The sequence below is a fragment of the Rhodococcus sp. H29-C3 genome, from assembly GCF_030063405.1.
Taxonomy (GTDB): domain Bacteria; phylum Actinomycetota; class Actinomycetes; order Mycobacteriales; family Mycobacteriaceae; genus Rhodococcoides.
The window spans coordinates 39603-52141 of sequence record NZ_JASITC010000002.1 but is presented as its reverse complement, the minus strand read 5'-3'; the positions used below and the strand labels follow the sequence as shown (position 1 = coordinate 52141).

Sequence of the window (12539 nt, the reverse complement as noted above, 5' to 3'; positions counted from 1 at the left end):
CTGGGACGCACACGTGGTTACTTACCGGGTGGAACTATCAGGACCGGCCGATGACTGTGGCGCAGCACATGATCTGCCACCGAACTCTGGAGCAACGAACGAAGGCCCGTGGTGCCGCGGGTTCCGGTGACGATGATGTCCACGTCGAGATCGTCGGCTTTCTCCACGATGGCGCTCCAGATGGCCGTCGTGCATTCGGCGCAGTGCCCCTCCACTTCGAGCCCGGCTTCACCGGCTAGTCGAACGCCCTCGTCGTTGATGGCTTTTGCGTCGGTCAGTGCCACGTCCTCGGTTTCGTCGTCGGCTACCCATTCGGGTTGCATGACGCCGGAAAGGCCGGACATGCGTGCCGCTTGGCGAACCATCGGCTCCCACGCGGTGACGACGATGGCTCGCTTCGTCATGAGAAAGCGGCCGGCGTAATCGATGGCTCGTTTGGCGTTGTCCGAGCCGTCGTACGCGATGAGTATCAGATCTGCAGGCATCCTTCTCCTCCTGGTGAGCTCGTGTACGAAGGCTATCGCGTCGAGGTCGCTGATCGCGGCGCTACGGCCACCTCGGCTACCGTAAAGAACCATGATGAAGTTCCGCTCGCCCGTGCCCATCGCTATGTTGGTATTGGGGGTCGGTTTCACCGCTGGTTGCGGAACCGCCGCGGAACCGGAGCCTGTAGCGGCACCGTCCGTCACAGCTGCACCGTCCGGCACATCGGTGTCGCCGGAGGCCACGACGCCTGCGCCGCCGCCTGATCCCTGTGCGGCGTTCGTCGGGTCCTTGACCGAGCGGCAGCGCCTCGCGCAACTACTGACAGTCGGGGTCACCGGCACCGACGACGCGGTGAACATCGTGGCGACGGAGCAGGTCGGCGGCATCTTCATCGGAAGCTGGACGGATTCGCAGACGCTGGCGAACCGTGAGGTGCCCCGGATCGCTTCTGCCGCTGCCGTCCCGCCGATGGTGACCATCGACGAAGAAGGAGGTCGAGTCTCACGGGTCGAGGATCTGTTGGGAAGCGATCCGTCCGCACGCGAGACTGCCCGCACGATGTCGGTGGACGAGACCTATCGCATGGCGCTCGAACGGGGGCGTGGTCTGAAGGACCTCGGCGTCACCGTCGATTACGCACCGGTGGTCGATGTCAGTAATCAGCCGGACGACTCGGTGATCGGAGATCGGTCGTATTCTTCCGATCCGAACGAGGTGATCGCGTATGCGGGCGCTTACGCTCAGGGCCTCCGTGATGCCGGAGTTTCGCCTGTCCTCAAGCACTTTCCCGGGCATGGGTCCGGTTCCGGCGATTCGCACACCGGCGAAGTGACGACGCCTCCGCTCGATCAGCTGCGGCAGTCCGATCTCCTTCCGTACACGGCACTCTCGCAGACCGGCGTCGGCATCATGGTCGGCCATCTGGATGTGCCGGGGCTGACCGATCCTGGTGTGCCTGCAAGTATCAGCCCTGCAGCGATGGCACTGCTACGCGACGGTGTCGGTTACGGCGCGAGCTCGTTCACCGGGCCGATTTTCACCGACGATCTTTCCGGCATGGCTGCGATCACCGACAGGCTCGGTATCGTGGCGGCCGTCGAGGCGGCACTGGTCGCGGGCGCAGATATCGCGCTGTGGCTGACCACTGACGACGTGCCTCAGGTTCTGGACAATCTGGAGAATGCGGTTGCCACGGGAAGATTGCCTGCACCGCAGGTCGACGCGTCTGCAGCCACGGTCGCACGGTTCAAGGGCGCCTGCTAGCTTGACGACAGAAGCGACGCAGCCATTCTTACTGTGGAGTAAGATCAGTGGTTCTACCTTTGTTTGTTCGACCCTGCTTCGACCTTGGTTTGGAGGACACATGGCTGGCGGCACCAAGCGATTGCCCCGCGCCGTCCGTGAGCAGCAGATGCTCGATGCGGCAGTGGATGTGTTCTCCGAAAACGGCTTCCATGAAACATCGATGGATGCGATTGCAAAGAGGGCATCGATTTCGAAGCCCATGCTCTACCTCTACTACGGGTCGAAAGACGAACTGTTCGCCGCGTGTATCCATCGCGAAGGCGTCAAATTCGTCGAGGCGATGACTCCGGCCGCAGATCCGACGCTGACACCGCGCGAGCAACTGCGTCGCGCATTGCTCGGGTTTCTCGGTTTCGTCGGCGATCACCGGAAGTCCTGGATGGTGCTTTATCGGCAGGCGATCGGTCAGACTGCCTTCGCTTCGCAGGTGCAGACCAGTCGAGATCGACTGATCGAGCTGACGGCGGGTCTGCTGGAGATGAGTACGAAGGATCCGGACGAGGGCCAGAACTACACGTTGATGGCAGTTGCGTTGGTGGGCGCGGGTGAGGCTGTGGCCGATCGTGTCGCCGGCGGTGAGATCGAGGTCGACGCGGCTGCCGATCTGCTCGAGAACCTCGCATGGCGAGGTCTGGCAGGTAAGAAGTCCGCTACCAACGCATAGGACCTGCGCTGTGTGTATGAAAGCTTGCACATGAATCAGCCCCTACGTGCGCTCACGTAGGGGCTGATTCGGTTACCGCAGCGTCGCGGTGAGGTGCGGGTACCCCTTCTTGGGGTTCAGTAACGACAGATCCCAGCCTGTACCGACGGACTCGGCATACAGGTTCAAGGTTGCGGGCAGCACGATCGGCTTGCCGAACCGCACGCTGTAGGTGACGTTCTCGGGAATTCGGCCCTCGATGATCTGCAATGCTGCAGCCGCGCTCCACATTCCATGCGCGATGGTCTTCGGAAAGCCGAATGCCTTTGCGCCGAGCGTGGATACGTGGATCGGATTGCGATCACCCGATATCGACGCATACTTGCTGATCGTCTTCTGATCGACTCGAAGGGTCCGCGTCGGGGGCGGTGGTACCTCGTCGGCAGGCGGGGCTTCGCGGAGTTCGCCGGACAGCGAGGTCTTCTGCAAGCTCAGGAAGCTCGAGGTCTGCCTCCAGACGAGTTCGCGACCGACGCTTACTTCGCTGATCAGATCGACCAGCAGACCCTTGCGGTGCTCGCGCAGGTTCTCCGCGTGCACTCGAACGTCCAGTGGCTCCGAGACGGAGATCGGCCGGAACGACTCGATCACGTTCTCCGCATGCACAGAACCGATCGCCGCGAACGGAAAGCCCTTGGACACCATCAATTTCATGACCGTCGGGAAGACGAGCGTGAACGGATACGTGATGGGCAGGATGTCACCAAAGCGTATACCGGTGGCCTTGCAGTAACCGGCGAGATTGTCGGGATCGACCCTCAGTCCACGGAGCTCGAACTGGGTGGACGGCACCGAAGACGACTTCGACCCGAGGAACGGCAGCGCACCACGTGCGGCCGCGGTGTAGATTTCCGAAATCTTGGGCTGCTCCGAGAGCTTGACGACGCTCATGCGCCGAGGAGGCTCTGACCGCAGACGCGGACGATCTGCCCGGTGACGGCGTTTGACGCGGGAGAAGCGAAGTACGACACCAGTTCTGCGACGTCGACGGTCTGCCCACCCTGGAGAAGCGAGCTCATCCGTCGCCCGGCCTCGCGGGTGGCGAAGGGAATGGCGGCGGTCATCGCGGTCTCGATGAATCCGGGTGCGACGGCATTGATGGTGATCGACTTGGCGGCGAGAACGGGGGCGGAAGCCTGGACGAGGCCGATGACGCCTGCCTTGGACGTGCCGTAGTTGGTCTGGCCGCGGTTGCCGGCGATGCCTGCGATGGAGGAGACGTCGACGACGCGTCCGCCTTCCTTGAGTGCGCCGACCTTCACCAGATGGTCGGTGATGCGCTGTGGCGCAGCCAGGTTCACGCCGATGACAGAGTTCCAGCGACTCTCGTCCATGTTGGCGAGCGTCTTGTCGCGGGTGATGCCGGCGTTGTGAACGATGATGTCGGCGCCGCCGTGACGCTCGAGGAGATGCTTGGCGAGCACCTCGGCGGCGTCGGGTGTGGTGACGTCGAGTGCCAGCGAGGTGCCGCCGACCTTGTTGGCGGTCTCGGACAATGCCTCACCTGCGGCGGGGATGTCTGCTGCGATGACGTGTGCACCGTCGCGCGCCAGTACCTCGGCGATGGTGGCACCGATGCCGCGGGCTGCGCCGGTGACTACTGCGACCTTGCCGGCCAGCGGCTTGTCCCAGGATGCGGGTGCGGTGGAATCGGCGTCGCCGACGACGATGACCTGCCCGTCGACGAAAGCCGACTTGGCGGACAGCAGGAAACGCAGGGTGGATTCGAGTCCGGAAAGCCCGGTCGATGCGTCGGGTGAGATGTAGACCAGCTGAGCCGTCGCGCCGCGCTTGACCTCTTTGCCGACGCTGCGGGTGAAGCCTTCGAGGGCGCGCTGGGCGATGTGCTCGTCGACGCTTGCCGTCTTCTCCGGTGTCGTACCGATGACTACGACGCGCGCCGAAGGCGCGAGGTCGCGGATGACGGGCTGGAAGAACTGGAAGAGCTGCTCGAGCTCGGCGACGTTACCGATGCCGGTGGCGTCGAAGACCAGCGCGCCGTACTTGGCGTCGTTCACCTGTGACTGCGGGTAGTCGGAGAGGAGTTCGCGCAGTGGCTCGACGAGTCGGCCGTTGCCGCCGATGAGGACGGGTCCTGCCAGGGGCGGTTCGCCTGCCTTGTACCGACGCAGCTTCTCGGGCTGCGGCAGACCTGCCTGCTTGGCGATGAATGCTCCAGGCGCGGACGCCAAGAACGTTGAGTAGAGGTCTGGGGCTCCCTTGGTGGCTGCCACTTGTCCTACCTTTCACTTGGCGCCTTCGTAGTCCCGCGTGCACGCTCGATGATGGGCGCACGCACGGGCGCGAAGCGCACGACCGGGTGTCGACAACCAACTTACTCGCCAGTAAGATGAAACTCCACCAAGGCCTTTTTCTTACCGGATGTTGGGAGACCCCAAGTGACAAGCAAGCAACTACGACCGGTCGCAATCGTGGGTGGTAACCGCATTCCGTTCGCTCGCTCGGACAAGAAGTATGCGCGCGCGTCCAACCAGGACATGCTCACCGCAACTATCGACGGCCTGGTCAGCAGGTTCAATCTGCAAGGAGAGCGTCTCGGTCTCGTCGCTGCGGGTGCGGTACTCAAGCACAGCCGGGATTTCAATCTCACCCGTGAAACCGTTCTCGGTAGCGCGTTGAGTCCGTATACCCCCGCCTACGACCTGCAGCAGGCATGCGGGACGGGTCTGCAGACCGTCGTGGCCGTCGGTGATGCCATCGCGGCCGGGCGCATCGATTCCGGTATCGGCGGCGGTGTCGACACCACTTCTGATGCACCCATCGCAGTCGGCGACGACCTGCGCGAGTTCTTGCTTTCGCTCAACCGCGCGAAGTCGGCCACCGATCGACTCAAACTGCTCGGCAATGTTCGACCGTCCATGCTGGGGATCGAGATCCCACGCAACGGAGAGCCGCGTACCGGCATGTCCATGGGCGACCATGCGGCAATCACGGCGAAAGAGTTCGGCGTCCGCCGCGAGGACCAGGACGAACTGGCTGCCGCGAGCCACCAGAACATGGCTGCCGCCTACGACCGTGGCTTCTTCGACGACCTGGTGACGCCGTTCCTCGGCCTCACCCGCGATGACAACCTGCGGCCGGGATCGACCGTGGAGAAGCTCTCGACGCTGAAGCCGGTCTTCGGGACCAAGCTGGGCGACGCGACCATGACGGCCGGCAACTCGACGCCTCTCACCGATGGGGCTTCCGCGGCTTTGCTGTCGACGGACGAGTGGGCCGCCGAGCGTAACTTGCCGGTTCTCGCGCACCTGGTGGATTCGGAAACTGCCGCTGTGGACTACATCCACGGCAACGGTTCGTACACCGATGGCCTGTTGATGGCACCGACGTACGCAATTCCGCGCCTACTGGCCCGTAATGGGCTTACACTTCAGGACTTCGATTACTACGAGATTCACGAGGCGTTCGCATCCGTCGTGCTCGCGACGCTGCAGGCGTTCGAGAGCGAGGAGTATTGCAAGGAGCGTCTCGGCTTGGACGGTGCGCTCGGTTCGATCGACCGTAGCAAGCTCAACGTCAACGGTTCCTCGCTCGCGGCGGGTCACCCATTCGCTGCTACCGGTGGTCGTATCGTCGCCTCGCTGGCCAAGATGCTCGCGGAGAAGGGTTCGGGCCGTGGCTTGATCTCCATCTGTGCGGCCGGTGGCCAGGGCGTCACCGCAATCATCGAGCGCTGAACAAGCACTCGATCATCGGGGGAACGATCGGCAGATCCGTCACACGAGGGGTTGACGGATCTGCCGATTGTTATAGCAAGGCGTGAAAAAGTACTACTCCGGAATTCCACTTTCCGGTGGTGTGGACTCTTCGCCCTCGTACTCGACGACGGGTGAGTCACCGATGTCCGTCTGCATGACCGGTGTCAGGTAGTCGGGAACACCGTTCTTTATCTGATAGATGCTTGCGCCCGAGATTCCGAGATGACTGTCCTCTGAGTAGCGGAACGGTGCGAGTTGTGGTCCTTCGAAATCCATTCCGCCGGATTGGATTGCGTCGACGATGCCTTCGCGTGTCGGGTTGTCTCCCGCTGCCTGCAATGCCGTGACGAAGGCGTAGGCCTGGCTCAGGCCGTAGACCCGATAGTTGGTCAGTGGTTCGCCGGTTCCGTTCTCGGCCCACACTTTATTCCACAGCTTCGTCCACTCGTTGTCCTTCGAGTCGATGCCGGGGATGTATTCGAGTGAGAGTATGCCTTCGAGGGACTGGCTGCCGTCGGTGACGGCGCCTTGCGAGAAACGTCCGAGCAGTGATCCGACGAGATCGACGTCGGAGCCGATGGAGCTGTAGAACCACTCGGGTGTGTAGTTGAGCCGCATCGAGGTGAGCTGGCTCAACGCGGTGTACGACGGCACGTTGAAGCCGAGAATCAGATCGGCGCCTGCGCCTTGCAATGCCGCGATCTGTGGGGCGACGTCGGTGTTGCCGGAGGTGTAGCGAACGACCTCGACTATCTGATCGTCCAGGTATTGGCGGACGGCCTCTTCGCTGTCTCGGCCGAGGTCGTCGTCCTGCAGGAACAGGCCGATCTTGGCGTCGGGGCGGTTTTTTGCGACCCAGTCGCCGATGATCTTGCCTTCGACCTGGTAGTCGGGCTGCCAGCCGAAAGTGTTCGGGTATTTCTCGGGATCGTTGCCCCACATGATGGCGCCCGAGGATACGAAGAGGTCGGGTACGCCCTCCTCGTTGAGGAAGTCGATGACCGCGCTGTGCGTTGCGGTGCCCAGTCCACCGACGACGGCGAACACTTCGTCTTGGAGTACCAGTTCGTTGACTACTTGTGTGGTGGTGGTCGGATCGTACGAGTCGTCGCGCACGACGTACTCGATCTGGCGTCCGTTCACGCCGCCGGCGGCGTTGACGTAGTCGAAGTAAGCCTTTGCACCGGTGGGGATTTCGCTGTATCCCGGGGCTGCGACGCCGGTCAACGGAAAGTGGGCACCGATCTTCACCGAAGTGTCGGAGATTCCGACCGTCGATCCCTCGGTGGTCTCGGTGGCTTCGTCTCGTCCGCCTGCGCCACACGATGCAGCCAAGGATACGACGGCCGCGACGGCGGTGACGCGCACCGCCAGCGTTGTGGATCTTTTCATTTCTCCCCTTTTCTTTTCAGACGCCGGTTGCGGATGATGCCCATCAGCCCGGATGGCGCGAACAGGATGACCAGGACGGTGAAGACTCCGGTCACGAGCGGTGCGAGTTCTGCAGACTGCAGGCTGCTGAGGCCGGCATCGAGACCGAGGTTGGTGACCACCGGTGGTATGTAGGTCAGGAGTAGGGCGCCGATGAGGGCGCCGGACAGCGATCCGAGCCCGCCGATCACGACGGCGGAGAGCAGTGTCAAGGACAGCGTCAGCGTGAACCCGCTCGGTGCTGCGATTCTCGACGCCATTGCCAGCACGGCTCCGGCGGCGCCTGCGCAGGCTGCGCTGACGACGAAGGCGAGGATTCGGGCGCGGCCCAGGTTTATGCCTGCGAGTTCGGCGGCGACTTCGTCGTCACGTACGGCCCGCCAGCGTCGCCCGGTGCGGCTCGAAGCGACATTGGCCAACAGTACGAAGACGGCCACGAGCAGTACCCAGCTGACGTAGGACACGAATTTCGTTCCGCTGAGCTCGTTTCCGGTGAGGAAGAACATCGCGTTGTCGAGCAGCGCGGGTACCTTCGGCACCGGCACCACGAGACCTTGTTCGCCGCCGAGGTATTCGGAGAAGTACAGGGCGAGGCCGGGAACTGCGACGGCGAGCGCAAGTGTCGCTCCCGCCAGATAGGGGCCGTGCAGGCGTGCGGCCGCGATGCCGACGATTACGCCGACGATGGAGGTCACTACCGTTGCGGCGAGCAAGACCAGCGGGACGCTCCATCCGGAGTCCTGGGCCCGCAACATCAGCGCGGCCGTGTACGCGCCGACGGCCATGAATGCGCCATGGCCCAGGGAGAGTTGGCCGTTGATGCCGGTCAGGATGGTGAGGCCGCCTGCAGCGATGGCGAGGTATGCCACCGAGGTCAGTTGGCTCTGACGGAAGGTGCTGATGCTTTCCATCACGAGCACGATCACCACGAGAGCGAGTACGGCACAGAGTATGTGACGACGGACCGGGGTCGATATCACTCGGGTCCACAGTGGTGGTGTCGGCGTCGGCGCAGGGTTGGCTCGATCTTTCACTGGTGCGCTCATGTCAAACCCTTCTTGCCGTGGCGTGAGCGAACAGTCCGCTCGGCTTCAGCAGCAGGACGACGATCAGTATCACCAGCGCTGCAGTGGATACGAGGTCTTGGCCGAGGTAGCCGCTGACGAGGCTGAGGCCGACTCCCATCATGAGGCCGCCGACGACGGCCCCACCGGGGGAGTCGAGTCCGCCGAGAACGGCTGCAACGAAGCCGAATACGACGATGGAATCCATGTAACCGGGGTGGACCAGTGATCCACCTGCGATGAGCAGGCCGGCCAGTGAACCTACGACGGCGGCGAGCGCCCAGCCGAGGGTGAGCATTCTGCTGACGCGGACGCCGAGTAGTTTGGCCACTTCCTGTTCGAAGGCGCTCGCACGCATTTTCAGGCCGAGGTCGGTGAAGCGGAACAGTAGTACGAGTAGTCCGAGCACTACCAACACGGCGACGATCTTGAAGATGTCGTATCCGGTGAGTGCGATGTTGACGTCACCGATCATTCGACCCGAGAGTCCGAAAGGTGCTGGAAAAGAACGGAATTGGTTGCCGAACACGATGGCTGCTGTCGCGTGGATGATGATGAACAATCCGAGGGTGAGGATGATCGGATTGATGTGCGAAGACGTGTCGACGAACCGAATGACCAGGCGTTCGATCAACGCGCCCAGTATCAGCCCGCTGAGAAGCGCGATGCCGAATCCGATCCAGTAGGAGTAGCCGGCGTCGATGACGACGAGAGCGACGTAGGTGGTGATCATGGCCATGGGAGCCTGCGCGAAGTTCACGATGCGCGTCGAGCGCCAGATGAGAACCAGGGCAAGAGCGAACGCGGCATAGATCATGCCGGTCGTCACCCCGTTCAGGAGGATGGTGAGCAGTTGCTGCACGTCGGTGGGGTTCCTTTCGGCTCGTCAGAATCCGAGGTAGGCGTGGCGGAGAGCGTCGTCGTCGGCCAGGGTGTCGGCGGGCCCTTCGACGGCGACCGTGCCGAGGTCGAGTACGACGGCATGCTCGGCGATCGAGAGGGCGCTGCGTGCGTTCTGTTCTACGAGAACCACTGTCATGGACTCGGTTTCGACTAGCATTCGCAGTGTCTCGAAAATTTGGGCGATCACTTTCGGTGCGAGACCCAGCGAGGGTTCGTCGAGTAGTAGAACCGTCGGGGTCGCCATGAGTGCTCGGCCGATGACGAGCATCTGACGTTCACCGCCGGACAACGTGTGTGCGGACAAAGATCGCCTCGTGTCGAGCGGCGGGAACATCGTGTAGATCCGATCCAGGGTGACCGCGTCGTGGCTTTTGTTGCGGCCCATTGCGCCGAGACGGAGGTTCTCCTCCACGGTCAGCTCGGCGATGACCCCGCGACCCTCGGGAACGTGGGCGAGTCCCTTGCGTGACATGCGATCCGGTGCGACCCCGACGAGTTCTGCGCCCGCCATCGTGATACTTCCCGAGGTGGGATGCAGCAGACCTGAGATGGCTCTGAGCAGAGTCGTCTTGCCTGCACCGTTCGCGCCGAGGACGGCGGTGACGGCGCCTGCGCGGATGGACATCGATACCGAATCGAGGGCCTTGACCGGACCGTAGTGCACGGTGAGATCGGTGATTTCCAACTGGAGTGTGTCAGTTGCCATGTGTCACTTCGTTTCCCAGATATGCGGCGAGGACGGCCGGGTCTTCGCGTACGTCTTCGGGGGTGCCCTGCGCGATGACCTTGCCGAAGTCGAGTACGAAGATTCGGTCACAGACGCTCATGACGAGATCCATATGATGTTCGACGAGCATGATCGAAGTGCTCGAGAATTCTCCGCCTGCAAGTGAGCGGATGAGTGTTGCGAGTTCGTCCATTTCGTCCGAGGACAGGCCCGATGCGGGCTCGTCGAGGAGGAGAAGGGACGGTGTGCTGACCAGAGCGCGGGCCAGGGCGACCCGTTTGCGCACCGCGTAGGGCAGGCTCGGGGGAAATCGGTGAGCGTAGGAGTCGATACGCAGTTCTTCCAGCGTGGACATGGCGGTGGCGCGCACAGCGGCATCGTCGCGCGAGCTACGGGGTAGTCCGAGGATGCCGGAGAGAAATCCGGCGCGGGCGGTCTTGTCGGCGCCGATCATGACGTTGTCGAGAACCGTCATTCGGTCGAAGAGCCCGAGCCCTTGGAGGGTCCGGCTCATCCCCAATCCGGGCAGTTGGTGGGGGGTGAGGCGCGTGAGCGGCTCCCCGTTGCGGGTGATGGTGCCGGCCTGTGGTCGGACAAGTCCGCACGCGACGTTGAACAGGGTCGTCTTTCCTGCTCCGTTCGGGCCGATCACCCCGAGGACCTCTCCTGGCCTGACGTCGAGGCTGACGTCGGACAGAGCCACGATGCCACCGAATGTGACATCGATGGATTTCATGTCGAACACTGGTGGGGGTGCTGAACCTGCCGTCAAGTGATGTACCTCACAATCGGTTGTGGGTTCACTATGGACGCTCTGCACAACGCGCGATATGGACGCAGCGCACAAAATGTTTGGGTCCGAGGACACGATCACCGGTCAATTCGCCCACATGTCTAGGCGATGTGCGCAAAGCTGTGCCTGTGAGCGGACCGGCGGTGAGGACCAGTTCGGGCCAGTCCGCGCGCCGCAAACTCAGTGCCTCGGATCAGGCGGCGATCCAGCAAGCATGGTCGACGTTGCTGCGTCGGGCGGATTCGATCGCGGATTCGATCACGCTGGCATTGATAGAGCAGGAGCCCGCCTACCTGGCGTCCAGTGCACCGGACATTGCCGCCGAGATTCGACGCAGCACCCGCGAACACGTCCGGCAGGGTCTGCTCACGATGTCGAGACCCCGCGAGGTCTCGGACACGACCCGTGAAGTGTGGCGTCGGACCGGCCGAGAACGGGCGCGTCAGGGGATACCGATGGAACTGGTCCTCAAGGCGTACACGCTCGGCAGTAGGACATTGTGGGAAGAGTTGATGATCGAGCGGGAACAGTATCGGTTGGTGATCGACGAAAGGCTGCTTCTCCTTGCCGGGCAACAGCTCTGGCGGGCCCTCGATGGGCAGTACGAAACACTCGTCCAGGCGTATCGACGCGAAAGCGCGCGGATGCAGCAGCGCGACATCGCCAATGTGCTCGCAATTCTCGACGGCCTCCGCAGTGGTCGTGGAGGCGATCCGGCATTCGTCCTCGAAGCCAGGGCAACTCTCGGATTGTCCGCTTCGCAAACAATCGCATGCGTCGTCGGAGTGCTCGACGATCAAGGCGAGTCGCCGTTGCCGGCGCCCGAGGACGCGCTCGACCAAATCGGTGCGGTGTCGCACTGGAACATCCGCGACGGTCATCAGTTCGCGTTGGTCGCGTTGACGCGGGGGTCGCTGTCCGGCGTCGTCGAGGCGTTGGTGCCGCGGGTGGCAGGGAAGGTGGGGGTCGCGCACTCGCCCGACGGGTTGTCGTCGTTCGCGGCTGCGTATCGGCTTGCAACACTGACAGCCGAGACCGTCGAGGACGGGGAGGTGGGAGTCGCGCTGGCTACCGATCGGCTCCCACGCGTGATCATGGCGGCCGACGACCAATGCTCGGAACTGCTCGTGCGTCACGCGCTCGGGTCGTTGTCGACACACCCGGAGCCGCAGCGTGACACGCTGCTCGGCACTCTCGCGCACGTTCTCGCCAGTGACGGGTCACCGACGAACGCCGCGAAGGTGCTCTTCTGCCATCGGAACACCGTGATCTATCGAATACGGCAGATCGAGGAGCTGACCGGTCGTGTTCTCTCCGATCCTCAGAACCGGCTGCTGTTGACGTTGGCATTGGTGAAGACCGGGCACTGGGCGCGGGCAGTGGACCCCGGGCACAGGTGAGAACTCCG

Annotated in this window: 12 protein-coding genes; 4 read left to right on the top strand and 8 right to left on the bottom strand. The window is 63.0% G+C overall.

Features of this window, described 5'->3' with window-relative positions:
• Positions 1-17 precede the first annotated feature (17 nt).
• Positions 18-485, bottom strand: a complete 468-nt coding sequence (locus QMK32_RS04320; RefSeq protein ID WP_283473959.1) for a universal stress protein — start codon at positions 483-485, stop codon at positions 18-20.
• Positions 486-579: 94 nt separating this feature from the next.
• Between QMK32_RS04320 and QMK32_RS04315 the strand changes: the two genes are divergently transcribed.
• Together QMK32_RS04315 and QMK32_RS04310 are read left to right on the top strand one after the other, a co-directional pair.
• A complete protein-coding gene (locus QMK32_RS04315; RefSeq protein WP_502943541.1) occupies positions 580-1749 on the top strand; it encodes a glycoside hydrolase family 3 N-terminal domain-containing protein in 1170 nt (389 codons plus the stop codon).
• A 100-nt stretch (positions 1750-1849) separates the two neighbouring features.
• Positions 1850-2455 carry a TetR/AcrR family transcriptional regulator gene (locus QMK32_RS04310; RefSeq protein WP_269301566.1) on the top strand — a complete coding sequence of 202 codons (606 nt, stop codon included), beginning with the start codon at positions 1850-1852 and terminating at the stop codon, positions 2453-2455.
• 72 nt (positions 2456-2527) lie between these two features.
• Here the strand turns inward: QMK32_RS04310 and QMK32_RS04305 are convergent, their stop codons facing one another.
• Positions 2528-3385: a MaoC/PaaZ C-terminal domain-containing protein gene (locus tag QMK32_RS04305; protein ID WP_283473256.1), complete on the bottom strand. Its 858-nt coding sequence runs from the start codon at positions 3383-3385 to the stop codon at positions 2528-2530.
• Entirely contained in the window at positions 3382-4728 is a 1347-nt protein-coding gene (locus tag QMK32_RS04300) for a 3-oxoacyl-ACP reductase (RefSeq protein WP_283473255.1), read from the bottom strand. Before QMK32_RS04300 ends, QMK32_RS04305 begins: the two co-directional genes overlap by 4 nt.
• A 165-nt stretch (positions 4729-4893) precedes the next feature.
• Here QMK32_RS04300 and QMK32_RS04295 point away from each other — a divergent pair, with 165 nt between their 5' ends.
• Entirely contained in the window at positions 4894-6192 is a 1299-nt protein-coding gene (locus tag QMK32_RS04295; RefSeq protein WP_283473253.1) for an acetyl-CoA C-acetyltransferase, read from the top strand.
• A gap of 93 nt (positions 6193-6285) precedes the next feature.
• Here the strand turns inward: QMK32_RS04295 and QMK32_RS04290 are convergent, their stop codons facing one another.
• The 5 genes from QMK32_RS04290 to QMK32_RS04270 are packed head-to-tail and all read right to left on the bottom strand — an operon-like array spanning position 6286 to position 11074.
• Positions 6286-7605, bottom strand: a complete 1320-nt coding sequence (locus tag QMK32_RS04290) for an ABC transporter substrate-binding protein (RefSeq protein ID WP_283473252.1) — start codon at positions 7603-7605, stop codon at positions 6286-6288.
• Complete coding sequence (locus tag QMK32_RS04285) at positions 7602-8690, bottom strand: branched-chain amino acid ABC transporter permease (RefSeq protein ID WP_283473251.1); 1089 nt, start codon at positions 8688-8690, stop codon at positions 7602-7604. Before QMK32_RS04285 ends, QMK32_RS04290 begins: the two co-directional genes overlap by 4 nt.
• Position 8691: 1 nt before the next feature.
• Entirely contained in the window at positions 8692-9570 is an 879-nt protein-coding gene (locus QMK32_RS04280) for a branched-chain amino acid ABC transporter permease (RefSeq protein ID WP_283473250.1), read from the bottom strand.
• A 24-nt stretch (positions 9571-9594) separates the two neighbouring features.
• A complete protein-coding gene (locus tag QMK32_RS04275; RefSeq protein WP_269301559.1) occupies positions 9595-10317 on the bottom strand; it encodes an ABC transporter ATP-binding protein in 723 nt (240 codons plus the stop codon).
• A complete protein-coding gene (locus QMK32_RS04270) occupies positions 10307-11074 on the bottom strand; it encodes an ABC transporter ATP-binding protein (RefSeq protein WP_283473245.1) in 768 nt (255 codons plus the stop codon). The genes QMK32_RS04275 and QMK32_RS04270 overlap by 11 nt, the downstream gene beginning before the upstream one ends.
• Before the next feature lie 185 nt (positions 11075-11259).
• On the opposite strand from QMK32_RS04270, the gene QMK32_RS04265 reads away from it, so the two are divergent.
• Positions 11260-12531 (top strand): PucR family transcriptional regulator, encoded by a 1272-nt coding sequence (locus QMK32_RS04265; protein ID WP_283473243.1) that lies wholly within the window; start codon positions 11260-11262, stop codon positions 12529-12531.
• Positions 12532-12539: the final 8 nt, after the last annotated feature.